Origin of the sequence: Variovorax atrisoli 110B (assembly GCF_000382045.1) — a bacterium.
Classification (GTDB): Bacteria; Pseudomonadota; Gammaproteobacteria; order Burkholderiales; family Burkholderiaceae_C; genus Variovorax; species Variovorax atrisoli.
On the sequence record NZ_KB907450.1, the window covers coordinates 1,502,713 to 1,527,422 of the forward strand.

Below are 24,710 nucleotides of genomic sequence, written 5' to 3' on the forward strand. Positions count from 1 at the left end.
GGGTAGGCGCAATGTAGCCCGGGCGGGGGCCGGATCGGGCCGTTTTGTATTTCCGTGTATCTCGCGGACACGGCGGCCACACTATGTTGCCCGGCGCGCGCCCGGGACGGCTGGCAGGCCGGGGTGAACGGGTAATGTTGTATGTCGGCCCGCGCTGCCCAACACACTGGAATACAAAGCGGGCCGCTCCAGGATGCGGGCGGGTCTATAAACCTGCCCATGCCTACATCCGCCGACAGCCTTCCCGCCGACATCGCCCCGGCCTCCCCCGCGCCCACGGGCCTGCGCCGTCTGCTGCCGCGCTCGCTGTTCTCGCGGGTGACGCTGATCATCGTCGTCGGGCTGGCCATCGCGCAGCTGCTGACCTTCATCGCCATCGGCTACGAGCGCGGCATCGCGATGCGCGAGCTGATGATGATCGGCATCGAACGCGACATCGCCAGCTCGGTCGCCATCCTCGACCGGCTGCCCGCCGCCGAGCGCCAAGACTGGCTCGCGCGGCTGGAGCGGCGCAACTACCATTTCGTGCTGGGCGGCAGCGCCGAAGGCATACCGCCCGACACGCCGCTGTCGCAGCAGTTCGCCAAGGCCATCACCGACGCGATGCGCCCCTTCGAGATCGTCAAGGTCGGCCAGGTGAGCAATCCACCGCAGGGCCTGCAGATCCAGGTGCGGCTGTCCGACGGCTCTTCGGTGGTGGTGCATGCGCGGCGGGTGGACATGCCGGTCTCGAGCTGGGTGATGTGGCTGCTGTGGGTGCAGCTGTTGGTGCTGGCGGTGTGCGCCTGGTATGCGGTGCGGCTGGTCACGCGGCCGCTGGCGCAGCTGGCCGACGCGGCCGACGACCTCGGCCCCGATCTGAAGGGCCGGCAGCTGGCCGAGGAAGGTCCGACCGAGGTGCAGCACGCGGCGCGCGCCTTCAACGCGATGCAGAAGCGCATCGCCGGCTACATGGCCGAGCGGGTGGAGATCCTCGCGGCCATCTCGCACGACCTGCAGACCCCCATCACCCGCATGCGGCTGCGCACCGATCTGATGGACGACGGCCATGACCGCGACAAGTTCCGGCAGGACCTCGACGCGATGCACACGCTCGTGCGCGAGGGCGTGACTTACGCGCGCACCCTGCACGGTGCCACCGAGCCGCCTCGCCGCATCGACGCCGACGCGCTGTTCGAGAGCATGGTGGCCGACTACGAGGACGCGGGCCAGCAGGTGCTGCTCGAAGGCCGCGTCGGCGAGCCCATGGTGACGCGGCCGAACGCGCTGAGGCGCATCCTGACCAACCTGATCGACAACGCGCTGAAGTTCGGCACCGAAGTGCGGCTGCAGGTGCAGGCCGACGCCGGCCACCGGCTGACGCTGGCGGTGGTCGACAACGGCCCCGGCATTCCGCCAGACCAGCTGGAGAACGTGCTCAAACCCTTCTACCGCGTCGAGGGCTCGCGCAACCGCAACACCGGCGGTACCGGCCTCGGCCTGGCCATCGCGCAGCAACTGGCGACAGCGATGGGCGCGGAGCTCACGCTGCGAAACCGTGACGGAGGCGGGCTCGAAGCCCGGCTGACCATGAACACCCGCGACGCGACGCACGAGGACTGAGCCGCCGCGCGGCCAGCGCCATCCACACCAGCACCGACAGGGATGCGGCTCGCCGGGCGAGACCGCGAGGGCTCCGCTCGCCCTGCATTCCGCTGTCTTGGCTTGCCTTCGCTTTCATTCACCCACAACATCACACCGACCGGACCCGACCATGCTCCTCCTCATCGTTGCCTACCTGGGTGGCGTCCTCACCATCCTGAGCCCGTGCATCCTGCCCGTGCTCCCCTTCGTGTTCGCGCGCGCCGACCGGCCTTTCCGCTCGCACGGCCTGCCGATGCTGCTGGGCATGGCCCTGGCGTTCTCGGCCGTCGCCACGCTGGCGGCGGTGGGCGGCGGCTGGGTCGTGACGCTCAACGAGTACGGGCGCGGCGCGGCGATCGCGCTGCTGGCGCTGTTCGGCGTGACGCTGCTCTTTCCTTCGGTGGCCGACCGCCTGACCCGCCCTCTGGTGGCGCTCGGGCTGCGGCTGTCCGGGCCGGCTGCGGACGCGAAGGCGTCGTCGGTGCTCTCGCCGCTGCTGCTGGGCATCGGCACCGGATTCCTCTGGGCGCCCTGCGCAGGCCCGATCCTCGGGCTGATCCTGACGGGTGCCGCGCTCAACGGTGCGAGCGTAGGCACTTCGCTGCTGCTGCTGGCCTATGCGGCGGGTGCGTGCACGTCGCTCGCGGCTGCGCTGCTCTTCGGCGGGCGGGTGTTCTCGGCGATGAAGGGCTCGCTGCACGCGGGTGAATGGATGCGGCGCGTGGCCGGCGTGGCGGTGCTCGCGGGGGTGGGTGCGATCGCGTCGGGTCTCGACACGGGGCTGCTCGCCCAGCTCTCGATCGGCACGACCTCGGCGCTGGAGAAGGCGCTGGTGGAGAAGATCGACATGCCGATGCCATCGCAGCAGCCTTCGTCCGCGCCGCAGGCCTCCGTCGACCCCGGCGGCCTGATGCTCGCGTCGACGCAGCCCGAACCGAAGAAGCCTGCGCTGACGCTGCCCGACGAAGGCATGCTTCCCTCGCTCGCGGGCGCCACCGAATGGATCAACTCGCCCCCGCTCACGCCCGAGAGCCTGCGCGGCAAGGTGGTGCTGGTCGACTTCTGGACCTACTCCTGCATCAACTGCCTGCGCACCCTGCCCTACGTTCGCGCCTGGGCCGAGAAGTACAAGGACGCGGGCCTCGTGGTGGTGGGCGTGCACACGCCGGAGTTCGCGTTCGAGAAGCAGTCGGCCAACGTGCGCCGGGCGACGAAGGATCTGGATATCGGTTTCCCGGTGGCCGTCGACAGCGACTACGCGATCTGGCGCGCCTTCGGCAACCAGTACTGGCCGGCCTTCTATCTCGTCGATGCGCAGGGGCGCATCAGGCATCACCAGTTCGGCGAGGGGCAGTACGCGAAGTCGGAGCAGGCCATCCAGCAACTGCTGGCGGAGGCCGGACGGCCCGTCGCATCGGCGGGGATGGTCTCGCCTGAGGGCAAGGGCACGCAGGCTGCGGCAGCCGCGGAGCCTGCCCTCTCGGGCGAGACCTACCTGGGCTACGAGCAGGCGCGCAACTTCGCATCGCCCGGCGGCATCTCGAACGACCGCGCGCGGGTCTACGCCGGTGTTTCATCGCTACGCACCAACCAATGGACGCTGGGGGGCGAATGGAAGGTGGAAGGCGAGCGCGCAGTGCTGGTGCAGCCCAACGGGCGCATTGCCTATCGCTTCCATGCACGCGACCTGCATCTGGTGCTAGGGCCCGCGGCCGATGGGAAGCCGGTGCGCTTCAGGGTGCGGATCGACGGCGCGCCGCCGCTCGGCGACCATGGCACCGATACCGATGCGCAGGGCAACGGCGTCATCGACGGGCAGCGCCTCTATCAGCTGGTGCGCCAGACGGCGAACGAGAAGGATCGCCTCTTCGAGATCGAATTCCTGGACGCGGGCGCGCAGGCCTACGCGTTCACCTTCGGTTGACCGGCGGTCGCCTACAGATGCTGGGCGACAAGCACCACGGCGCCAGCGACGGAGATCGCGCCGCCGACGAGTTTTCTGAATGCTTTCATGGCGTGCTCCTTGTTCGGGTATCGACACCTGATGGTGCCGCAGAAGGAGCACTTCGTGGGTTGGCAATCCTCATCCGCGGGATAGCCAACTCCAACCCTCGCGCGGCGGCGAGGTGGATCAGCCCAACCTTGCCAGGCTCGCCGAAGCCACGTCGAGCGGACCGAGCCTCTCTCGCGCGAACTGGCTGGCCCGCAGCCGCACGCGCTGCAGCGCCGCTTCCAGCGTGGGCTGCTGCATGAAGACCAGTACGCCGTACTTGAGACCGCGCAGGTTCAGTTCGGCAACGCCCGCATAGCGGCCGCTGGTGGTGCGCTTGATATCGATGCGGCTGGACCAGCCATCGGGCAGGTCGACGAGGAGTTGCAGTTGCTGTGCGGCATTCATGTTGGGCGCGAAGGATAGGCGCGAAGGCACAGCAAACAAAGGAACTAATTCCGGGGTATCCGCATTTCTTCGGAATCGATGTGCGAGCGCCCCGAAATCGAGAACTCGTCCTCGATGTCTCCCAGATTGGCCGCGATCATCGATTCGCCCGCCTCCCTCCGGCGGGCTCCTCCCTCCGACCCCATGCGAGAACGGGGTCCTTCAGCTCACCCTCGGGTGAGCTTTTTTTTAGTGCTGAACCGAAGGCACGGCAAGCACCGCGGCCCAAAGAAAAACGGCTTACGCCTTTTGAGCGTAAGCCGTTGTTCCATCTACTGACTTTGGTCGGTGTGAAAGGATTCGAACCTTCGACCCCTTGCACCCCATGCAAGTGCGCTACCAGGCTGCGCCACACACCGAAGCTCTCGATTATAGCCTTGGAAATTCAGCGTCCGACGGTCAGCAGCTCACGAATTTCAAATAGTTCGCGCCGAAGGTGCAGAAGCTGCGACAGATCGGCCGTCTGCACGACCGCAGACGCGGACGAATCCTCGACGATGGCGGCGTCGAATTCCTCCTGGTCGATCTCGATGGCCTCCACGCCTTCGAGCGGCACTTCGCCCGCCTTGCGGCGGTCGCGCTCGCCCTGCACGAGTTCCTGCAGCTTGTTGCGCGCGCCGCTGATCGTGAAGCCCTGGTCATAGAGCAAGTCACGGATGCGGCGGATCATGAGCACCTCGTGGTGCTGGTAGTAGCGGCGGTTGCCGCGCCGCTTCATCGGGCGCAGCTGCGTGAACTCCTGCTCCCAATAACGCAGCACGTGCGGCTTGACGCCACACAGCTCGCCGACCTCACCGATGGTGAAGTAGCGTTTGACGGGAATCGGAGGGAGCGTTTTCTCCATTGAAATCAAGACTGTGCGCGGGAAACCTCAGAGATTACTCCACGCAGCCGCGCAGCACCAAGCACTTATTCGGAGCCGAGGCTCCATTCGACTTCGGAGGTACTGCCCTGGTCGATGCTTCCGTGGATCTGTTCCTTGAGCTTGGCGCTCGCATGGAAGGTCGCGACGCGCCGCTCGCCGATCGGAATCGCCTCGCCGGTGCGCGGATTGCGCCCCGGCCGGGGCGCCTTCACGCGGATCTGGAAGTTGCCGAAGCCCGAGATCTTCACGTCCGTGCCTTCGATGAGGCTGTTGGCCACGAGCTCGAAGAAGGCCTCGACCATGTCCTTGGACTCACGCTTGTTCAGGCCGATCTGCTCGAAGAGCAGGTCGGCGAGATGCGCCTTGGTGAGCGCAGGCGTTTCGAGAGCCTCGAGCGTGAATTCGGCAGCGTTCATTCTCATCATCCCCTCAAGCGGCCGCCGAGTTTGGCGCCCAGTTGTTCGACGATCGCGCGGACGGCCGGCTCGACCTGCTCGTCCGTCAGGGTGGCGCTGTCGCTCTGGAAGCTCAGGCGCACCGCCATGCTCTTCTCGCCCTGCGACAGTGCCCCCGGCGCAGCCACCGCACCCTCGCGCAGCGGCTGCGGACGATAGATGTCGAACAGCGTCGCGTCGCGCAGCAGGCCCTTGGCAGCCGCGGTGGAGCGGATGGTCTGCATCAGTGCGTCGTGCGTGACGGCCTCGGCCACCACGACCGCGATGTCGCGCTCGACGGCCTGGTGCTTGGGCACCGGCTGCGCCACCGGCACGAGGCGCGCAGTGACGGCGTCGAGATCGAGTTCGAACAGCACGGGCGCCTGCGAGAAGTCCCACTTCTGGCGCCAGCGCGGGTGCAGCTCGCCGACGAAGCCAATGGCCTTGCCGTCGACCAGCACGCGCGCAGAGCGGCCCGGGTGCAGCGCCGGATGCTCGGCCGCCTCGAAGACGGGCTCCAGCGGCGCGAGCAGCGCCTCGACATCGCCCTTCACGTCGTAGAAATCGATGCGTTGCGGCTTGCCGTCCCAGCGCGCCTCGTCGGCATCGCCCCAGGCGAGGCCCGCCACGCGCATCGGCTGGTTCACGCCGCGCACAGTGCTGTCGGTCGTGACGACGCTGTCGTCGCGCATGAACACGCGGCCGAGCTCGAACACGCGAACGCGCGGCGCCTTGCGGTCGAGGTTGAACTTGAGCACCTGCAGCAGCGACCCCATCAGCGAGGAGCGCATCACGCTCATCTGGCTGGCGATGGGATTCAGCAGCTTCACCGGGTTGGCGTTGCCAGCCAGGTCCTGCTCCCAGTGCGCCTCGACGAAGCTGAAGTTGATCGTTTCCTGGTAGCCCAGCGCGGCGATGCTGCGGCGAACCGCGAAGCGGCTGCGTTGCGCCTCGGGACGCACGCGCGCGGTGATGGGCGCGAGCGGCGCGGTGGTCGGCAGGTTGTTGAAGCCGATCAGGCGCGCGACTTCCTCGATCAGGTCTTCCTCGATCAGCAGGTCGAAGCGGTGCGGCGGCGGGGTCACGGTCAGCGTGCCATCGCCATCGGTGATCGCGAAACCGAGGCGGCTCAGCGCTTCGGCGCACTGGGCCTGCGTCAGCGGCATGCCGATCACGCGCGATGCACGCGCCACGCGCAGCGTGACGGGCACGGCCTCGGGCACGCTCAACGTCTGGTCGTCCATACGGCCGGCCTGGCCACCGCAGATCTCGGTGATCAGCTGAGTGATGCGCTCGATGATCTGGACGGTGCGGCTCGGATCGACGCCGCGCTCGTAGCGGTGGCCGGCGTCGGTCGAGAAGTTGAATCGACGCGAACGGCCCTGCACTGCCTCAGGCCACCAGAAGGCAGCTTCGACGTAGATGTTGCGCGTGTCGTCGGACACCGAGGTGGCGTCGCCGCCCATGATGCCGGCGAGCGACTCGACCTCGCGATCGTCGGCGATCACGCCGACCTTGTCGTCGACGGTGATCGTGTTGCCATTGAGAAGCTTCAGCTGCTCGCCCGGCTTGCCCCAGCGCACCGTGAGGCCGCCATGGATCTTGTCGAGGTCGAAGATGTGGCTGGGCTGGCCGTACTCGAACATCACGTAGTTCGAGATGTCGACCAGCGGCGTCACGCTGCGCTGGCCGCAGCGCGCAAGGCGCTCGACCATCCAGGCGGGCGTCGCGACCTTGGTGTTCACGCCGCGCATGATGCGGCCCGAGAAGCGGCCGCAGAGCTCGGGCGCCTCGACCTTCACCGGCAGCACATCGGCGAACGAGGTGGCGACCGGCGCGATGTCGGGCGTCTTGAGCGGCGCGCCCGTGAGCGCGGACAGTTCGCGCGCCACGCCGTAGACGCTGAGGCCGTGCGCCAGGTTGGGCGTGAGCTTCAGCGTGAGCAGCATGTCGTCGAGCTTGAGCACCTCGCGCACGTCGGCGCCGATGGGGGCATCGGCGTCGAGCTCGAGCAGGCCGCCGTGGTCTTCGCTCAGCTGCAGTTCGCGCGCCGAGCACAGCATGCCCTGGCTTTCCACGCCACGCAGCTTGCCGAGCTTGATGAGGAAGGGCTTGCCGTCCTCACCCGGGGGCAGTTCGGCGCCGACCAGCGCGCACGGCACCTTGATGCCGACGCGCGCATTCGGCGCGCCGCAAACGATGTTCAGCAGAGCGCCCTGCCCCGCATCGACCTGGCACACGCGCAGGCGATCGGCATTCGGGTGCTGCACCGCTTCCTTGATTTCGCCGACCACGATGCGCGTGAAAGGCGGCGCCACCGGTCGGCGCTCTTCCACCTCGAAACCGCCCATGGTGAGCGTTTCGGCCAGTGCGGCGCTGTCGATGGGCGGGTTGCAGAACTCGCGCAGCCAGGATTCCGGGAATTGCATCTCTTCGATCTCGATCTGGTTTTTTCTGTGATGGGGTGCTTACTGGAACTGCGAGAGAAAACGCAGGTCGCCGTCGAAGAAGAGGCGCAGGTCGTTCACGCCGTAGCGCAGCATCGTGAGCCGGTCGGGGCCCATGCCGAAGGCGAAGCCGATGTAGCGCTCGGGGTCGAGGCCCATGTTGCGCACCACGTTCGGGTGCACCTGGCCCGAACCCGACACCTCGAGCCAGCGGCCGGCCAGCGGGCCGCTCGCGAACTGGATGTCGATCTCGGCGCTCGGCTCGGTGAACGGGAAGAAGCTCGGGCGGAAGCGCAGCACAAGGTCGTCGCGCTCGAAGAAGGTGCGGCAGAAGTCGGTGAAGACGACCTTCAGGTCCTTGAAGCTCACGTTCTCGCCGAGCCACAGGCCTTCGCACTGGTGGAACATCGGCGAATGGGTGGCGTCGCTGTCGACGCGGTAGGTGCGGCCGGGCGCGATCACGCGGATTTCGGGCGCCTTCACGGTGCCTGTGGTGTCGGCAGCGGCAGCAGCGAACTCGGCTGCGTACTTCTTGATGTGCTGATGCGCATAGCGCACCTGCATCGGGCTGGTGTGCGGGCGCAGGTTGTAGGGGATGCCGTCGTCGCCGTTCAGGTCGACGTAGAAGGTGTCCTGCATCGAGCGCGCAGGATGGTTCGGCGGGTTGTTGAGCGAGGTGAAGCTGTGCCAGTCGCTCTCGATCTCGGGGCCGTCGGCCACGTCGAAGCCCATGCTGGAGAAGATTTCCTCGATGCGCTCCAGGGTGCGGCTCACAGGGTGCAGTCCGCCCGAAATACGGCGGCGGCCGGGCAGGGTCACGTCCAGGGACTCGGCACGCAGTTGCAGCGAAAGCTCCTCGTCGGCCAGTTGCTGGCGACGGTCGGTCAGCGCGGCTTCGATGGCTTGCTTGGCGACATTGATGGCGGCGCCGCGGGACTTCTTCTCTTCGACACTCAGCGCGGCCATGCCCTTCATCAGCTCGGTGATGCGGCCCGACTTGCCAAGGAACTGGGCCTTGGCGTTTTCGAGCTCGGCGGGTGTCTTCGCTTCGGCGAAGGCGGCACGTGCGGTGTCGACCAGGGAGTCCAACTCGTTCATAGCAACAAAAATCTTCGAGGGGAAATAAAAAAGAGCTGGAGCCTTTTCAAGCGCCAGCCCTTGAGCCGTGGGCGCAGGAAGCCGCCCTGGAGCGGCACTCCTGCTGTGCAGAATCAAGCAGCCAGCTTGGCCTTGACCTGCTCCACGATGCCGGCAAAAGCGGCCTTGTCGTGCACGGCGATGTCCGCAAGCATCTTGCGGTCGATCTCGATACCGGCCTTGCGGATGCCGTTGGCGAACTGGCTGTAGGTCAGGCCCAGTTCACGCGAGGCGGCGTTGATACGCGCGATCCACAGCTGACGGAACACGCGCTTCTTGGTACGGCGGTCACGGTAGGCGTATTGGCCTGCCTTCATCACCGCCTGTTTGGCGACGCGGAAGACATTGCCGCGGCGACCGCGGAAACCCTTGGCGAGTGCGAGAACTTTCTTGTGGCGGGCGCGAGCCGTTACACCACGTTTGACGCGAGGCATGTGTGTACTCCTTGTTCGTCTGAGTTAGATGCCACGGCCGGGCAGCATGGCGGCGACAGAAACCATGTTGGTTTCATGCACTGCGACTGCACCACGCAGGTGACGCTTGTTCTTGGTGGTCTTCTTGGTCAGGATGTGACGCTTGAAGGCTTGACCGCGCTTGACGGTGCCACCGGGACGAACGCGGAAACGCTTTTTCGCGCTGCTCTTGGTCTTCATTTTGGGCATGTGAATGCTCCTTTAGTTTGTGCTCGTGAGGCGCCATGGATGCTCCACGGACTTGTTGGCCCCGAGACACTTCTTCATCCCGCCCCTGCCTGCATTTCTTTCGAAATGCGGGCAAAGGCGAAATCCCTTCAAAACCTCTCTGCTTCGACTCCAGCCCCGGCCAGTCAGGCCGCTGCGGGAGTCGCCGCCGGAGCGGCACCGGCGTCGGTCGCCGGCTTCTGTCCACCGCCGCCGGGCTTCTTGCGGCCCGGCGCGATCATCATGATCATCTGCCGGCCTTCCAGCTTCGGGAACTGCTCGACGATGATCGAGTCGCCCAGCTCGTCGCGGATGCGCTGCAGCAGGGCCAGACCGAGCTCCTGGTGCGTGATCTCGCGGCCGCGGAAGCGCAGCGTGATCTTGCACTTGTCGCCCTCATCAAGGAAGCGCCGGATGTTGCGCATCTTGATGTTGTAGTCGCCATCGTCGGTACCGGGCCGGAACTTGATTTCCTTGACCTCGATGACCTTCTGCTTCGACTTCGCCTCGGCCGCCTTCTTCTGCTCGTGGTACTTGAACTTGCCGTACTCGATCAGGCGGCACACGGGCGGATTGGCCGCGGCGACGACCTCCACCAGGTCCACGTCCTGCTCACCGGCAAGGCGTAGAGCCTCTGCAAGACTCACGACACCCAATTGCTCGTTATCCGGGCCGATCAGGCGGACTTCCGGGGCCATGATTTCCCGGTTCAGGCGGTGTTGGCGTTCCTCGCGGTGGCGGCGGTCGCGGAATGCAGTAGCGATGGTCAGGATCCTTCAAAATTTGCTACAAAATCTGTAGCGAAAGCCGCTCAGCTCTCGCGGACAAGCGGCACGATTTGGCAGGGAAACATATGGGGTTTTCCGAAGACAAATCAACGCTTGTCGGCAACATCCTGAACGAGCCGTTGAACGAACGATTCGAGGGACATTGCACCGAGGTCTTGATTGCCCCGGGCGCGCACTGCGACGGCACCTGCTTCCTTTTCCTTGTCGCCTACGACAACGATGTAAGGGAGCTTTTGCAACGAATGCTTCCGTATTTTATACGTAATCTTTTCGTTGTGCAGGTCGAGCTGGACCCTAAGCCCTTGATTTTGCAGCGTTTTCGCAACTTGCGAGGCGTAATCGGCCTGCCCTTCGCTGATATTCAGCACCGCCACCTGCACCGGAGCGAGCCACGCGGGCATCGCGCCGGAGTGGTGTTCGATCAGCATGCCGATGAAGCGCTCAAGGCTGCCGACGATCGCGCGGTGCAGCATCACGGGGTGCGCGCGGCCGCTGGATTCCGTCACGTACTCGCCGCCAAGGCGCTCGGCCGTGTTGAAGTCGACCTGCATCGTGCCGCACTGCCACTGGCGGCCGATCGCGTCGCGCAGCGTGTACTCGATCTTCGGGCCGTAGAAGGCACCGTCGCCGGGTGCGATGACGAAGTCGACGCCCGAACGGCGCAGCGATTCCATCACCGCGTGCTCGGCCTTGTCCCACAGCTCGTCGGAGCCGACGCGGTTCTCGGGACGCGTCGCGACCTTGTAGAGGATGTCCGTGAAGCCGAAGTCAGCGTAGACCTTCTGCAGCTGCGCCGTATAGGCGATGCATTCGTCGAGGATCTGGTCTTCCGTGCAGAAGATGTGGCCGTCGTCCTGCGTGAAGCCGCGCACGCGCATGATGCCGTGCAGCGCGCCGCTGGGCTCGTTGCGATGGCACTGGCCGAATTCGCCGTAACGCAGCGGCAGGTCGCGGTAGCTGCGCAGGTCGCTCTTGAAGATGAGCACGTGGCCCGGGCAGTTCATCGGCTTGAGCGCGTAGTCGCGCTTTTCCGATTCCGTCGTGAACATGTTCTCGCGGTAGTTCTGCCAGTGGCCCGTCTTCTCCCAAAGGCTCTTGTCGAGGATCTGCGGGCCCTTCACTTCCCAATAGCCCGTGTCGCGGTAGATGCCGCGCATGTACTGCTCGACCGCCTGCCAGATCGCCCAGCCCTTCGGGTGCCAGAACACCACGCCCGGCGCCACTTCGTCGATGTGGAACAGGTCGAGTTCCTTGCCCAGCCGGCGGTGATCGCGCTTCTCGGCCTCCTCGATGCGCTGGATGTACTGGTCGAGCTGCTTCTTGTCGGCCCAGGCCGTGCCGTAGATGCGCTGCAGCTGCTCGTTCTTGGCATCGCCGCGCCAGTAGGCGCCGGCCAGCTTCGTGAGCTTGAAGACCTTCAGGAAGCGCGTGTTCGGCACGTGCGGGCCGCGGCACATGTCGACGTATTCCTGGTGGTAGTAAAGGCCCATGGCCTGCTCGTCGGGCATGTCTTCGACCAGGCGCAGCTTGTAGTCCTCGCCGCGCGACTTGAAGACCTCGATGACCTCGGCGCGCGGCGTCATCTTCTTGATCACGTCGTAGTCCTGCGCGATCAGCTCGCGCATGCGCGCCTCGATGGCGGCCATGTCCTCGGGCGTGAACGGGCGCTCGTAGGCGATGTCGTAGTAGAAGCCCTCGTCGATCACGGGCCCGATCACCATCTTGGCCGTCGGGTAGAGCTGCTTCACCGCGTGACCGACCAGGTGCGCCGTCGAGTGGCGGATGATTTCCAGGCCCTCTTCGTCCTTGGGCGTGATGATCTGCAGCTTCGCGTCATGGTCGATGACGTCGCTTGCATCGACGAGCCTGCCGTCGACCTTGCCGGCCACCGTCATCTTGGCCAGGCCGGGACCGATGGACTGGGCGACTTCGGCCACCGAAACCGGGCCGGGGAACTCGCGGCGCGAGTTGTCGGGGAGCGTGATCTGGATCATTTTGGGAAAACCTCGGGGAGAAAAACAAAAAAGCGCGGTGGATGACCGCGCTTTGCTTGGTTGTGTAGCTGGCGAAAACCAGCGAGCGCGGGCTACCGGCCTTTTCCTTCGGTGAAGAAAAAGCCGCTGAATCCTTGCGGGGTAGTTCGCGGTGTCATAACCAAGATGCCTTTCTCGCTCTTGTTGAGTGCAGAGGCGGCGATTCTAGCCTTTGCCCGCTTCAGGATGCAGGCGCGGCGTTCTTGAGGCCCAGCACGTCGATAGGCTCGATCGACGGCGGCCCGGCAAACAGTTCGGCCGCTTTCGCCATCAGCGCCTGGGCGATCGGACCGGCCAGGTGAGCCTGGCGTGCGGCGTCGCTCTCGAATGCATCGAATATGCCGAAGGTACTCGGCGACAGGCGCAGCGCAAACCAGATCGGTGTGGTTTTCTCGTCGCGCGCCATCGCAAGACCGGCCTCAAGGAACTTCTCGACATCGCTTTCCTTTCCCGGCTTGGCTTCGAGCCGGGCGAACAGTGCGTACTTGATCATGGGTCATCTCCTGCGTTGAACGGCGCGCGAGATTGCGCGGCGTCGGCACCGACTCTAGGCGGCCCTCACCTTTAGAGCTATTGGCATTTTTGACATCTTTGATATCGTTATTGCCATGAAGCTCGAAGTACTCGCCCTCGACGGCGTATTCGACACCGGCCTGTCCACGGTGCTCGACGTGTTCACCACTGCCAACGAGCTCGCGGCCATGCTGCAGCCTGACGCAGCCCCGTTCGAGGTCACCGTGACAGGCGTGCGCAAACGCGTGCGGACCTCGCAAGGTCTTTCCGTGCCAGTGGCTCGCGCACTCGGTACCGGCACTGCAGACTGGCTGATCGTTCCCGCGCTGGGCTGCAAGATGCCCGAGACGCTGGAGCCCGCCCTGCAGCGTGCCGACGTACGCGACGCCTGCATCGCGTTGCGGGAGCGCTCGGACAGGAACGCCGGCGTGGCCGCCGCCTGCATCGGCACCTTCGTGCTCGCCGAATCGGGCGTGCTCGATCACCACAACGCGACCACGACCTGGTGGCTCGCCACCCTGTTTCGCCAGCGCTATCCCAGCGTGCAGCTCGAGGACTCGCGCATGCTGGTCAATTCCGGCCACCTGATCACGGCCGGCGCGGCGTTGAGTCATGTCGATCTGGCGCTGTGGATCGTCCGCCAGGCAAGCCCCGAACTCGCCACGCTGGTCGCGCGCTACCTGATCGTCGATCCGCGGCCGTCGCAATCGGCCTACGTAATCTCCGACCACCTCTCGCATTCAGACCCGCTGGTGGAGCGCTTCGAACACTGGGCACGCGGCCGGCTGGCCCATGGCTTCTCGCTCGACGAGGCCGCGCAGGCCGCGGGAACCAGCAAGCGCACGCTGGCCCGGCGCATGCAGCAGGTCCTGGGCAAGAGCCCGCTCTCCTACGTGCAGGATCTACGCGTGGAGCGCGCGGTGCACCTGCTCAAGACCAGCGACAGGAGCCTCGAGCAGATCGCCGGCATGGTGGGCTACGCCGATGGCGTCACGCTGCGTACCCTGCTGCGCCAGCGACTGGGGCGCGGCGTGCGCGAGGTACGCCTCGAGATCTGACGGGCGCAAAAAAGCCCGGCGCACGGCCGGGCTGAAGGTGACAGCGAATACCTGCCTGTCAGAGATCGATCCGGCGAGGATCGATCGACCGATCAGTGGAACTGTTCTTCCTCGGTCGAGCCCGACAGCGCCTTCACGCTCGACGAACCGCCCTGGATCACGGTGGTCACGTCGTCGAAGTAACCCGCACCCACTTCCTGCTGGTGCGACACGAAGGTGTAGCCCTTGTCGCGTGCGGCGAACTCGGGTTCCTGGACCATGTTCACGTAGTGCTTCATGCCTTCGCCGCGAGCGTATGCATGGGCGAACTGGAAGGTGTTGAACCAGTTGACGTGGATGCCGGCCAGCGTGATGAACTGGTACTTGTAGCCCAGCGCCGACAGGTCTTCCTGGAACGAGGCGATCTGCTTGTCGTCGAGGTTCTTCTTCCAGTTGAAGGAAGGCGAGCAGTTGTACGACAGCAGCTTGCCCGGGCAGGCGGCGTGCACGGCCTGCGCGAATTCGCGGGCGAAGCCGATGTCCGGCACGCCGGTCTCGCACCACACCAGGTCGGCGTAGGGAGCGTAGGCCACGCCGCGGCTGATGGCCTGCTCCAGGCCGTTCTTGACGCGGAAGAAGCCTTCCTGCGTGCGCTCGCCGGTCAGGAACGGCTTGTCGTTGGCATCGTGGTCGGAGGTGATCAGGTTCGCGGCTTCGGCGTCGGTGCGGGCCAGCACGATGGTCGGCACGCCGAGCACGTCGGCGGCGAAGCGTGCGGCAATCAGCTTCTCGCAGGCTTCCTGCGTCGGCACGAGCACCTTGCCGCCCATGTGGCCGCACTTCTTCACGGCGGCCAGCTGGTCTTCGAAGTGCACGCCAGCGGCACCGGCGGTGATCATGTTCTTCATCAGTTCGAAGGCGTTGAGCACGCCGCCGAAGCCGGCTTCCGCGTCGGCCACGATGGGCAGGAAGTAGTCGATGAACTCCTTGTCGCCCGGGTTGATGCCGCGGCCCCACTGGATCTCATCGGCACGGCGGAAGGTGTTGTTGATGCGACGGACCATCGTCGGCACCGAGTCGTACGCGTACAGCGACTGGTCGGGGTACATCGTCTCGGAGGTGTTGCCGTCGGCGGCAACCTGCCAGCCCGACAGGTACACGGCCTCGAGGCCGGCCTTGGCCTGCTGCATCGCCTGGCCGGCGGAGATCGCGCCGAAGGCGTTCACGTAGCCCTTCTTGGCGCCGCCGTTGATCTTGTCCCAGAGCTTCTCGGCGCCGCGCTTGGCCAACGTGTGCTCGATGGGGAACGAACCGCGCAGGCGCACGACGTCGGCCGCGCTGTAGCCGCGCTTGACGCCCTTCCAGCGGGGGTCGGTGGCCCATTCTTTCTCGAGTGCGGCGATCTGCTGTTCGCGGCTCAGTTGTTCTGTGAGGGTCTGGGGCATGGTCACTCCGTGAGGTTGATTGAAAGGTTGGCGCTGCGGCCGTGGAGTTACTGTAACTCCGCCCCAGACTCTTATGTCTTATAGAAGACATATTTTTGCGTCAATAAAATCAACTAGTTAGCGCGATATTTCTCAATGCAGAATCATTTTTCCCATATCGAGAAAAAATATTGCGGCGCAGCAGCCACCCATTCCGCAATGCGCAATCAATCTTTCGGTTGTGAAAACGAGGCAGCGCCGCGCGCTGCATGGGCGATCCAGTCGCCGCTTTCGATCACCTCGAGCCCGGCGATGCGCGTCGGGTGGATCTCGTAGACCAGGCATTCGAACCACTGCCCGTTCACCTCCACGCGCACCTGCCGCTTGATGTACTCGCCGGAGTCGTCGTCTGCCACCTCCTCCAGCATGTCGAGCGCCGTTTCCACCGCGGGCTCGATGGCGTAGACCTCGCCCTTCACCCGCTGCGCACCGCCGAGCACGACGCCCGGATAGGCGCCGAGATCGAACAGCGTGCCGGCGATGCTCGCCTCGCCGATGAACCTCGGCTCGGGCCGGTAGCGCGCGATGTCGTTGCGTCCGCCGCGGCGCAGCGTGCCGTAGACAAAAACGTGGGGCATCATCGAAAGCGCATCCTTCCTTCACAACAACACGTCGTCCAGTCTATTGAACTCCGCTGCACCCGCATCAGGCCGCCTGGTGGCCTATGGCTGCCTGGCCCTGAGCATGTCGCTCGTCGGCGGCTACGTCGCCCTCTCCAAGCCCCTCGTCGCCGCCTTTCCGGTGCTGCTGCTCGCCTGGCTGCGCTTCGGCATCGCGGCGCTGGCCATGCCGCACTGGCTCAGGCGCTCGCCCGACGAACCACCGATGACCACGCGCACGCGCTGGCTGGTGTTCCTCGAGTCCTTCCTCGGCAACTTCCTGTTCTCGATCTGCATGCTCTTCGGCGTGAGCCTGACGAGCGCGGTGTCGGCGGGCGTGATCATGGCGTCGATCCCGGCGTGCGTCGCGGTCGCGAGCTGGCTCTTCCTGCGCGAGCGGATCACCTTACGCATCGGCCTGGCCATCGCCTGCGCGGCGCTCGGCATCGGGCTGCTGGCGCTGTCGCCGGCGGCATCGCATGCACCGGCCTCCAGCGCCGACTCATCGGCATCGACGTCGATGCCCTGGCTCGGCAACCTGCTCGTCTTCTGCGCGGTGCTCTGCGAGACGGCCTACGCGGTGATCGGCAAGTCGCTCACCGGGCGCCTCGGGCCCAAGCGCATCGCATCGCTCATCAACCTCTGGGGATTCATGCTGTCGATGCCCTTCGGCATCTGGCTCGCGCTTCAGTTCGACTTCGCCGCGGTGCGCTTCGGTACCTGGGCGCTGCTCGTGGCCTACGCGCTGGCCGCGAGCATCTGGACGGTGTGGCTCTGGATGACCGGACTTCGCAACGTACCAGCGGCACAAGCGGGTGTTTTCACCGTGCTGCTGCCCGTGAGCGCCGCCCTCGTGGGCGTGCTCGTGCTGGGCGAAAGCCTCTCTTCCCCACAGCTGGTTGCGTTCGTCGTCGCGCTCATCGGCGTGGTGCTCGCAACGTGGCCCGGGCGCCGGACGTGAAAAACGGGGCTTCTCCCCTCTGAAAAAACAACAGCTCCCAATGAAAAAAGCGCTTTTTCCCTTGGAAACGCGTTTTTTCTCCTTTAGCATCCGCAATGCCACTGGAGACGCAAGTTTTTCATTGGTGAGTGTTCAACCAAAAAAGGAAATCAACCATGGCAACTGCAAAGAAGGCTCCGGCCAAGAAAGCTCCGGCAAAGAAGGCCGCTCCTGCAAAGAAGGCTGCGGCTCCGGCGAAGAAGGCCGCTCCGGCCAAGAAGGCGGCTCCTGCGAAGAAGGCCGCACCGGCGAAGAAGGCGGCTCCCGCCAAGAAGGCCCCCGCGAAGAAGGCCGCTCCCGCCAAGAAGCGCACGCCCAACGCTGCGTTCATGAAGGCACTGACCCCCAGCCCGGCACTGGCCGCCGTGGTCGGCTCCACGCCGCTGCCGCGCACCGCTGTCGTGAGCAAGCTGTGGGACTACATCAAGAAGAACAACCTTCAGGACAAGGCCAACAAGCGCAACATCAACGCCGACGCCAAACTGAAGGAAATCTTCGGCAAGCCGCAAGTGTCGATGTTCGAACTGGCAGCGCTGATCGGCAAGCACGTCAAGTAAGCCCTCGGGGGCCTCGCGCTCCTGAATCAGAAAGCCCGCTTCACGCGGGCTTTTTTTTCGCCTGCAGCATTGCCCCGCCCTCCTCGAAGAAACGCGCCGGCGTCGAGCCGAAATGCTTTCGGAAAGCCTCGATGAAGGCACTGACGGAGCTGTAGCCCACCGTCAGCGCGACCGCGGTGACACTCTCCTGCAGGCTCAGCAGTTCCACAGCCTTGAGCAGCCGCGCCTGCTGGCGCCACAGCGCGAAGCTCAGTCCCGTCTCGGCAGCGAATCGGCGCGTGAGCGTCCTTCGGGCCATGCCGATGCGATCGGCCCATCGGTCGATGCCGTCCGGCAGCGCCGGGTCGTCGGCCAACGCGGCAGCCATGGCTGCCAGCCGGCTGTCCTGCGGCATCGGCAGATGGAGGGATGGCCTGTCGCCCGCCGCGAGTTCGTCGATCAGCACACCCACCAGACGCCCTCGGCGGGGCTCCAGCAGGGGATCGGATGCGTCCATGCCCGTCAGCCGATCCACCAGCGCACGCACCAGCGGCGTCGCCGCGAACACGTGCGGCACACCCGGCAGCGCCTGTGCCGTCGTTGCATCGATGTGCAGGCTCCAGCCCGCGGTGGCGCCGAAGGTCTGCGCCGCATGGGCGCAGCGCGGCGCGATCCAGCCGATCCACCCCGGCGGCTGCACCCAGCGCCCCGACGGCGTCTCGATGACCTGCAGCCCCTCCCGCAAGGCGAACAGCTGCCCGGTGTCGTGCGAGTGGTAGCCGGTGACGCGCGGCGCCTCGTAGGCGGTGATCCACAGCGTCGCCGGCGTCCGTTCAGCCATGGGTGGCCCGCCGGAGGTATCGATTGGCCCCGCTCCGCAAGCCCGAAGGAGCGGTGCTGCCTAGCATCGAAACCCTCTCAACTCCAACCAAGGAACAGTCTCCATGAAAGCCCAGGACGTACTCCCCGACGGCGAAGACTTCACCACCATCAACGGCCGCGCACTGCGCAAGGGATCGGTCGCCGCCTTCCTTGCCAACGCGCGCATCCTCGAAGACGCCGGCACGTCCCCGCCCGACAGGCAGGCCGCAGAGGACGACTTCGCCTCGCTGATCCCCACCCTCGACGCGCTCGGCCTGTTCGACGTGTTCGAGCTGCGCTCGCCGTTCCTGCGCGCGGAGGTGGCCCGCCATCGCGCCGCGCTCAGCCCTTCGCCTGTTTCGCCGAGCGCGTGATCGACGACAGCGTGCCGCGCGTGGTGATGACCTCGGGGTCGAGCGGAATCTCGATCAGCGTGCCGGTGTCGGCCTCCAGCGCGCGCAGCAGCGCCGCCTCGAACTGCGCCGTCTCCGTCACCCGCTCGGCCGCGTACCCATAGGCGCGCGCGAGACCGCAGAAGTCGGGGTTGCGCAGCGCCGTGCCGCTGGTGCGCTCGGGATACTCACGCTCCTGGTGCATGCGGATCGTGCCGAACATGCCGTTGTTGAGCAGCACGATGATGCTCTTGCCGCCGTGCTGCGAAGCCGTCGCCAGCTCTTGCCCGGTCATCAGGAAATCGCCATCCCCCGCGATGGTGAAGGCCACGCGCCCCGTCGCCAGGTTGGCCGCGATGCCAGCCGGCACGCCGTAGCCCATCGCCCCGCTGGTCGGCGCCAGCTGCGTCTTCGCGCCCTTGGCCAGGCCGTGGTAGCGGAAGTAGCGGTGCACCCAGCTCGCGAAGTTGCCCGCGCCGTTGGTGATTGCCGCGTCCGCGGGCAGATGCTTCTGCAGCAGCGCGACCACTTGCGCCATGTCGACCGAACCCCGCGGCGTCTCGGCGGGCATGCCCGTCAAAGCCTGGGGCACGAGGTTGGCTTCGTAGTCGGCATGGGCCTGAAGCGTCCATTCTTCCCACGGCAGCGTCGGCGGTGCGCTCAGCACCTCCAGGCTGCGCGCAGCGGCGCTCATGCCGGCGTTGATCGCCAGGTCGGCCTGGTAGACGCGGTTGAGCTCCTCGGCACTCGCGTGGATGTGCACCAGCGTCTGCTTCGCCTTGGGTGCCTCGAGCAGCGTGTAGCCGCTGGTGGTCATCTCGCCAAGGCGCGGGCCGATGGCCAGGATCAGGTCGGCGTCCTTCACGCGCTGGGCGAGCTTCGGGTTGATGGCGATGCCGACATCTCCCGCGTACTGCGGATGGTGATTGTCGAAGGTGTCCTGGAAGCGGAACGCATTCGCCACCGGCAGGCGCCAGTTCTCGGCGAAGCGCTGCAGCGCCTGCGCGGCCTGCGCCGTCCAGCCGCCGCCGCCGGCGATCACCAGCGGGCGCTGCGACTTCAGCAGCAGCTCGCGCAGGGTGCGCAGCGCGCCCGGATCGCTCCAGGGCTCCACCGCCTCCACGCGCGCCAGCGGACGCGCGGTGGTCTCGCTGCGCAGCATGTCTTCCGGAAGCACCAGCACCACCGGTCCCGGACGGCCGTTCATCGCGGTGGCGAAGGCACGTGCGATGTACTCGGGAATGCGGTTCGCGTCGTCGATGCGCTCCACGCGCTTGGCGAAGCCCTTGGTGCTCGGGCCGAAGAAGCTGGCGTAGTCGACTTCCTGGAAGGCCTCGCGGTCGCGGAAGTCGCTGCCGACGTCGCCCACGAAAAGCACCATCGGCGTGGAGTCCTGGAAGGCGTTGTGCACGCCGATCGACGCATTGGTCGCGCCCGGCCCGCGGGTGACGAAGCACACGCCCGGCCGCCCGGTGAGCTTGCCGTGCGCCTCGGCCATGAAGGCGGCGCCGCCCTCCTGCCGGTTGACGACGAAGCGCGTGCGGTCGCGGTAGGCGTGGAAGCCGTCGAGCACTGCCAGGAAGCTCTCGCCAGGCACGCCGAATGCGATCTCCATGCCTTGCTCTACGAGGCATTCCACGATCAGGTGGCCTGCGGGTTGTGATGTACTCATGGGAAGTAGGAACCTCAGCTGCAAATGTCTTCGGCAATTATGTGCGCCCGCTTTGGACGCCTTGCGTTAATTCCCCAAATGGTTAAATTCGCGCCATGAAGGCCCCCAAGGACCCCACGCCCGACATCGCGATCGAAGCGATCGAACCACGCTCGCGCGACGCGGACAGGTCGCAGCTGGCCATCCTCGCCTCGGCGCGCGACGAGTTCTCCGCGCGCGGCCTCGCAGGCGCGCGCATGGACAGCATCGCCGAGCGCGCGGGCCTCAACAAGCGCCTCATCTACTACTACTTCGGCAGCAAGGACGACCTGTTCCTTGCCGTGCTGGAGCGCGTCTATGCGGACATCCGCGAAGCGGAACAGCGCCTGCACCTCGAAGAGATCGATCCCGTGGAGGCCATCCGCCAGCTGGTGTCGTTCACCTGGAACTACTATCTCGAGCACCCCGAGTTCATCACGCTGCTCAACAGCGAGAACCTGCACTGCGCGGCCCACCTGAAGCGCTCCGACCGCATCCAGGAGATGAACTCGCCGCTGGTGCAGTTGCTCGACACCGTACTGGAACGCGGCCGGCGCGACGACCTGTTCCGCGCGGGCGTGGACCCGGTGCAGCTCTACATCTCCATCGCCTCGCTCTGCTACTTCTACCTCTCGAACAACCACACGCTATCGGCCATCTTCGGCCGCGACCTGCGTGCGCCCAAGGCGATGGCGCAACGCCTCTCGCACATGACCGACCTGGTCCTTGGCTACGTACTGAAATAGCCCCCAGGCTTCGCGCACTTCGTGCGCTACGCCAACCCCCTCCGGGGGCAACACCAGCGGCCCGGCAAAGCCGGTTCCGCGGTAAGGCTGGGCTCGCCCCCAAGGCTCGCGCACTTCGTGTCGCTTCGCCACCCCCTACCGGGGGCAACACCGGTGGCCCGGCAAAGCCGGTTCCACGGTGTTCCGGACCTTGGCCCGTGCCGGTTCCGACGACCGTGCACTGCGCAGTCGCACCCGAAAACCACTGAACCTGCTCCTGCGGGTATTCACTAGGGAGCGCCCGTTGACGCTGCCGCGCAGCCGTTCCTAAAATCAATAATTCACTCGATGGTGAATTGATCGATTTCAAGAATGCGGCTCGACCGCGCGGAGACATCCATGAAGTTCATTGCCAGCAGTGCGACGCGTACAGCGGCCCTCGCCTTCCTGACCTGCATCGCGGCGCTGCTGCCGGGGCTGGCGGCGGCGCAGAACGGTTATCCGAACAAGCCGATCCGCGTGATCGTGCCGTTCGCGGCGGGCAGCACCACGGACATCATTGCCCGCGCCATCACCGACAAGATGAGCGCCAGCATGGGCCAGACGCTGGTGATCGACAACCGCGGCGGCGCGAGCGGCACCATCGGCCAGCACGCGGTGGCAACGGCCGCGCCGGACGGCTACACGGTGATGATCCATTCGTCGTCGCACACGGTGAGCCCTTCCACCTTCGCCAAGCTGCCGTTCGACACGGTGCACGACTTCGCCGGCATCACGCCGATCTCGTCGCTGCCCAACGCGCTGGTGATCTCGCCGAGCAAGAACATCAAGACGCTGCCGCAGCTGCTGGCCGCCGCGCGCGGCAAGCCGGGCAGCATGAACTTCGCCTCGGCCGGCCAGGGCAGCGCCACGCACCTGAATGCCGAGAAGTTCAAGATGGCCGCGAAGATCGATGCCACCAACATCCCCTTCAAGGGATCGGGCGAGGCCGTGACCGAAGTGCTCTCGGGCCGCGTCGACTACTACTTCTCGCCCATCGCGCCGGTCATCGGGCAGATCAAGGAAGGCCAGCTGCTCGCGCTCGCCGTGGGCTCGCCCAAGCGCGCGGCCGCGCTGCCCGACGTGCCCACCACCAGCGAAGCCGGCGTGCCCGGCTCGGAGTTCAACTTCTGGATCGGGATGATGGCGCCGGCCAAGACGCCGCGCGACATCGTCGAGCGCCTGCACGCCGAGGTGGCGAAGGCGCTGGCCACGCCCGAGGTGAAGGAGCGCTTCGCCAAGCTCGGTGCCGACGCCTGGACGCTCAAGCCCGAGCAGTTCGACGCCTACATCAAGGAAGAGATCGCGAGCAACGCGCAGCTCGTGAAGGCGGCCGGCCTCTCGGTCCAACAGTAAGCCACGCAAGCCATCCCGCACGCTCCTCCCGAAAGCCCCGGCTCCCGCCATGTTCCGCAAGCTCCTGCTCTCCCCGGCCCTGCGCCCCTTCCTCCTGATCCTGTTGCTGCTGGTGCTGTGGGACCTGGCGATCCGCCTGTTCAGGATTCCGGCCTACCTCATTCCCCCGCCGTGGGAGGTCGTGAAGCAGCTCGTCGCCGAATGGCCGCGCCTGCTCGCGGAGAGCTGGAAGACCACGCTCGCAACGCTCGGCGGCTTCGGGCTGACGATCCTCCTCGGCATTCCGATCGCGATGGTCATCGCCTACTCGCGCGTCGTCGAGTCGTACGTGTATCCGCTGCTGGTGTTCTCGCAGAGCATTCCCAAGGTGGCGATCGCGCCGCTGTTCGTGGTGTGGTTCGGCTTCGGCATCTTCCCGAAGGTGATCAGCGCTTTCCTGCTGGGCTTCTTCCCGGTGGTGGTATCCACGGTGATGGGCTTCAAGTCGGTCGAGCCCGACATGCTCGATCTCTCGCGCTCGATGGGCGCGAGCCGGCTGCAGACCTTCTTCAAGATCAGCCTGCCGCAGGCCCTGCCGCAGATCTTCAGCGGGCTGAAGGTGTCTGTCACGCTGGCGGTGGTGGGCGCCGTGGTCGGCGAGTTCGTCGGCTCCAACTCGGGCATCGGCTACGTGCTGCAGGTGGCCAACGGCAACTTCGACCTGCCGCTGATGTTCGCGGCGCTGGTGGTGCTTTCGAGCATCGGCGTGATCCTCTTCGTCGCCGTCGACCTGGTCGAGCGCGTGATGATCCCCTGGCACGCCTCGCAGCGCCACACTCATTGAGATGACCCCCAGTCTTCGCGCACTTCGTGTCGCTTCGCCAACCCCCTTCCAGGGGGCGATACCAGCGGCCCGGCAAAGCCGGTTCCGCGGTATCCCTGGCAAGACATGCCCGCTTCTCGCAGCCGGGGTAGACACGGCGCCGCGAAAGTCCAAGTTCCCTTGCCATACCTGACAACTCCCGGAGACAACACCATGAAGAAACTGCTCCCCACGCTGCTCGCCGCGGCCGCGCTCGCCACCTTCGCCGTCGCACCCGCGCACGCCCAGGGCGACAAGCCCAAGGACAAGGTCACGCTGATGCTCAACTGGTATCTGTACAGCGAGCACGCGCCCTTCTTCCTCGGCAAGGAAAAGGGCTTCTACGCCGAGGAAGGCATCGACCTCGACATCCAGGAAGGCCGCGGCTCCGCCGTCACCGCGCAGGCGGTGGCCGCCAAGTCGGCGACCTTCGGCTACATCGACGTGACCACCATGATCAAGGCCGCCGCCAAGGGTGCGCCGCTGAAGTCGACCGGTGTGCTGTTCCAGGTGAGCCCGATGTCGGTGATGGGCTTCACCGAGAAGAACATCAAGACGCCGAAGGACATCGTCGGCAAGACGGTGGCGGTGACGCCGGGCGACTCGATGTCGCAGATGTGGCCGCTCTTCCTGAAGATGAACGACATCAAGGCCGACCAGATCAAGACCGTCTCGGGCGACGCGCAGACCAAGCTCAATGCCGTGATCAACGGCCAGGCCGACCTGTTGCTGGGCTACGTGATGGACCAGGCCATCAAGCTGCAGGACGCCACGGGCAAGCCGGTGACGCCGATACGCTTCGCCGACTCGGGCGTGAACCAGATCAGCTCCGGGATCATCGCCAACAAGAACCTGCTGACCGAGAACCCCGACCTGGTGAAGCGCTTCATGCGCGCCTCCACCAAGGCCGCCGAAGCCGCCGAGAAGAGCCCCGAGGCCGCGGTCGACGCGATGCTCAAGGCCAACCCCAAGGCCGGCGTGCGCGACACGCTCATCGTGGGCATGAAGCAGAGCGTGGCGCTCTATCACACGAAGGAAACCGCCAACCAGCGCCCCTTCCGCGTGCAGATGAAGAACGTGAACGACTCGCTCGACCTGCTGGTGCAGTACGGCGGCATGGATGCTTCCACGCGCGGCAAGCCCGAGGACTACGTCACTCTCGACTTCCTGCCGTAAACAGACTCGCCCCCAGG

24 protein-coding genes and 1 tRNA gene are annotated in these 24,710 nt (G+C 65.8%); 10 read left to right on the forward strand and 15 right to left on the reverse strand.

Features of this window, described 5'->3' with window-relative positions:
- Nucleotides 1-219 precede the first annotated feature (219 nt).
- The gene (locus tag G369_RS0107150; RefSeq protein ID WP_019653304.1) at nucleotides 220-1,602 is read left to right on the forward strand and encodes an ATP-binding protein; all 1,383 of its coding nucleotides are present in this window, start codon (nucleotides 220-222) and stop codon (nucleotides 1,600-1,602) included.
- Between the two features lie 151 nt (nucleotides 1,603-1,753).
- Nucleotides 1,754-3,547, forward strand: coding sequence for a cytochrome c biogenesis protein DipZ (locus G369_RS0107155; protein WP_019653305.1), 1,794 nt, complete (start codon nucleotides 1,754-1,756; stop codon nucleotides 3,545-3,547).
- A gap of 207 nt (nucleotides 3,548-3,754) precedes the next feature.
- Here G369_RS0107155 and G369_RS0107160 read toward each other — a convergent pair whose 3' ends face one another.
- The 11 genes from G369_RS0107160 to G369_RS0107215 form a co-directional block, all read right to left on the reverse strand.
- On the reverse strand, nucleotides 3,755-4,021 hold the full coding sequence (locus G369_RS0107160) for a hypothetical protein (protein WP_019653306.1): 267 nt from the start codon (nucleotides 4,019-4,021) through the stop codon (nucleotides 3,755-3,757).
- A gap of 321 nt (nucleotides 4,022-4,342) precedes the next feature.
- Nucleotides 4,343-4,419: transfer RNA gene (locus G369_RS0107170), tRNA-Pro, on the reverse strand.
- 26 nt (nucleotides 4,420-4,445) lie between these two features.
- Nucleotides 4,446-4,904, reverse strand: coding sequence for a MerR family transcriptional regulator (locus G369_RS0107175; RefSeq protein ID WP_019653308.1), 459 nt, complete (start codon nucleotides 4,902-4,904; stop codon nucleotides 4,446-4,448).
- A gap of 65 nt (nucleotides 4,905-4,969) precedes the next feature.
- The gene (locus tag G369_RS0107180; protein WP_019653309.1) at nucleotides 4,970-5,341 is read right to left on the reverse strand and encodes an integration host factor subunit alpha; all 372 of its coding nucleotides are present in this window, start codon (nucleotides 5,339-5,341) and stop codon (nucleotides 4,970-4,972) included.
- A 5-nt stretch (nucleotides 5,342-5,346) separates the two neighbouring features.
- Nucleotides 5,347-7,788, reverse strand: a complete 2,442-nt coding sequence (pheT, locus tag G369_RS0107185; RefSeq protein ID WP_019653310.1) for a phenylalanine--tRNA ligase subunit beta — start codon at nucleotides 7,786-7,788, stop codon at nucleotides 5,347-5,349.
- 39 nt (nucleotides 7,789-7,827) lie between these two features.
- Nucleotides 7,828-8,904 carry a phenylalanine--tRNA ligase subunit alpha gene (gene pheS / locus G369_RS0107190; RefSeq protein WP_019653311.1) on the reverse strand — a complete coding sequence of 359 codons (1,077 nt, stop codon included), beginning with the start codon at nucleotides 8,902-8,904 and terminating at the stop codon, nucleotides 7,828-7,830.
- A gap of 113 nt (nucleotides 8,905-9,017) precedes the next feature.
- A complete protein-coding gene (rplT, locus tag G369_RS0107195; RefSeq protein ID WP_007832499.1) occupies nucleotides 9,018-9,377 on the reverse strand; it encodes a 50S ribosomal protein L20 in 360 nt (119 codons plus the stop codon).
- Nucleotides 9,378-9,401: 24 nt separating this feature from the next.
- Entirely contained in the window at nucleotides 9,402-9,605 is a 204-nt protein-coding gene (rpmI, locus tag G369_RS0107200; protein WP_007832497.1) for a 50S ribosomal protein L35, read from the reverse strand.
- A gap of 164 nt (nucleotides 9,606-9,769) precedes the next feature.
- Entirely contained in the window at nucleotides 9,770-10,396 is a 627-nt protein-coding gene (infC, locus tag G369_RS0107205) for a translation initiation factor IF-3 (RefSeq protein ID WP_080647805.1), read from the reverse strand.
- Between the two features lie 101 nt (nucleotides 10,397-10,497).
- Nucleotides 10,498-12,405 (reverse strand): threonine--tRNA ligase, encoded by a 1,908-nt coding sequence (thrS, locus tag G369_RS0107210; RefSeq protein WP_019653313.1) that lies wholly within the window; start codon nucleotides 12,403-12,405, stop codon nucleotides 10,498-10,500.
- Nucleotides 12,406-12,625: 220 nt separating this feature from the next.
- On the reverse strand, nucleotides 12,626-12,937 hold the full coding sequence (locus G369_RS0107215; protein WP_019653314.1) for a putative quinol monooxygenase: 312 nt from the start codon (nucleotides 12,935-12,937) through the stop codon (nucleotides 12,626-12,628).
- 115 nt (nucleotides 12,938-13,052) lie between these two features.
- Between G369_RS0107215 and G369_RS0107220 the strand changes: the two genes are divergently transcribed.
- A complete protein-coding gene (locus G369_RS0107220; RefSeq protein WP_019653315.1) occupies nucleotides 13,053-14,015 on the forward strand; it encodes a GlxA family transcriptional regulator in 963 nt (320 codons plus the stop codon).
- A 92-nt stretch (nucleotides 14,016-14,107) separates the two neighbouring features.
- Here the strand turns inward: G369_RS0107220 and aceA are convergent, their stop codons facing one another.
- Both aceA and G369_RS0107230 read right to left on the reverse strand, forming a co-directional pair.
- Nucleotides 14,108-15,439, reverse strand: coding sequence for an isocitrate lyase (gene aceA, locus G369_RS0107225; protein WP_019653316.1), 1,332 nt, complete (start codon nucleotides 15,437-15,439; stop codon nucleotides 14,108-14,110).
- A gap of 206 nt (nucleotides 15,440-15,645) precedes the next feature.
- Nucleotides 15,646-16,059, reverse strand: coding sequence for a gamma-glutamylcyclotransferase family protein (locus tag G369_RS0107230; RefSeq protein WP_019653317.1), 414 nt, complete (start codon nucleotides 16,057-16,059; stop codon nucleotides 15,646-15,648).
- A 43-nt stretch (nucleotides 16,060-16,102) separates the two neighbouring features.
- Here G369_RS0107230 and G369_RS0107235 point away from each other — a divergent pair, with 43 nt between their 5' ends.
- On the forward strand, nucleotides 16,103-17,038 hold the full coding sequence (locus G369_RS0107235; RefSeq protein WP_019653318.1) for a DMT family transporter: 936 nt from the start codon (nucleotides 16,103-16,105) through the stop codon (nucleotides 17,036-17,038).
- A 155-nt stretch (nucleotides 17,039-17,193) separates the two neighbouring features.
- On the forward strand, nucleotides 17,194-17,634 hold the full coding sequence (locus tag G369_RS0107240; RefSeq protein ID WP_019653319.1) for an SWIB/MDM2 domain-containing protein: 441 nt from the start codon (nucleotides 17,194-17,196) through the stop codon (nucleotides 17,632-17,634).
- A gap of 40 nt (nucleotides 17,635-17,674) precedes the next feature.
- Here G369_RS0107240 and G369_RS0107245 read toward each other — a convergent pair whose 3' ends face one another.
- On the reverse strand, nucleotides 17,675-18,454 hold the full coding sequence (locus G369_RS0107245) for an AraC family transcriptional regulator (protein WP_019653320.1): 780 nt from the start codon (nucleotides 18,452-18,454) through the stop codon (nucleotides 17,675-17,677).
- 103 nt (nucleotides 18,455-18,557) lie between these two features.
- On the opposite strand from G369_RS0107245, the gene G369_RS0107250 reads away from it, so the two are divergent.
- Entirely contained in the window at nucleotides 18,558-18,848 is a 291-nt protein-coding gene (locus G369_RS0107250) for a hypothetical protein (RefSeq protein WP_019653321.1), read from the forward strand.
- On the opposite strand, the gene G369_RS0107255 is transcribed toward G369_RS0107250, so the two are convergent.
- The gene (locus G369_RS0107255; RefSeq protein WP_019653322.1) at nucleotides 18,817-20,538 is read right to left on the reverse strand and encodes a thiamine pyrophosphate-binding protein; all 1,722 of its coding nucleotides are present in this window, start codon (nucleotides 20,536-20,538) and stop codon (nucleotides 18,817-18,819) included. The genes G369_RS0107250 and G369_RS0107255 overlap by 32 nt on opposite strands.
- 95 nt (nucleotides 20,539-20,633) lie before the next feature.
- On the opposite strand from G369_RS0107255, the gene G369_RS0107260 reads away from it, so the two are divergent.
- The 4 genes from G369_RS0107260 to G369_RS0107275 all read left to right on the forward strand — a co-directional run bounded on the left by G369_RS0107260 (nucleotide 20,634) and on the right by G369_RS0107275 (nucleotide 24,693).
- On the forward strand, nucleotides 20,634-21,302 hold the full coding sequence (locus G369_RS0107260; protein ID WP_019653323.1) for a TetR/AcrR family transcriptional regulator: 669 nt from the start codon (nucleotides 20,634-20,636) through the stop codon (nucleotides 21,300-21,302).
- Nucleotides 21,303-21,680: 378 nt separating this feature from the next.
- The gene (locus tag G369_RS0107265; protein ID WP_020722979.1) at nucleotides 21,681-22,676 is read left to right on the forward strand and encodes a tripartite tricarboxylate transporter substrate binding protein; all 996 of its coding nucleotides are present in this window, start codon (nucleotides 21,681-21,683) and stop codon (nucleotides 22,674-22,676) included.
- A gap of 49 nt (nucleotides 22,677-22,725) precedes the next feature.
- A complete protein-coding gene (locus G369_RS0107270; RefSeq protein ID WP_019653325.1) occupies nucleotides 22,726-23,499 on the forward strand; it encodes an ABC transporter permease in 774 nt (257 codons plus the stop codon).
- A 192-nt stretch (nucleotides 23,500-23,691) separates the two neighbouring features.
- Nucleotides 23,692-24,693, forward strand: a complete 1,002-nt coding sequence (locus G369_RS0107275; RefSeq protein ID WP_019653326.1) for an ABC transporter substrate-binding protein — start codon at nucleotides 23,692-23,694, stop codon at nucleotides 24,691-24,693.
- The last annotated feature ends 17 nt before the right edge of the window (nucleotides 24,694-24,710 follow it).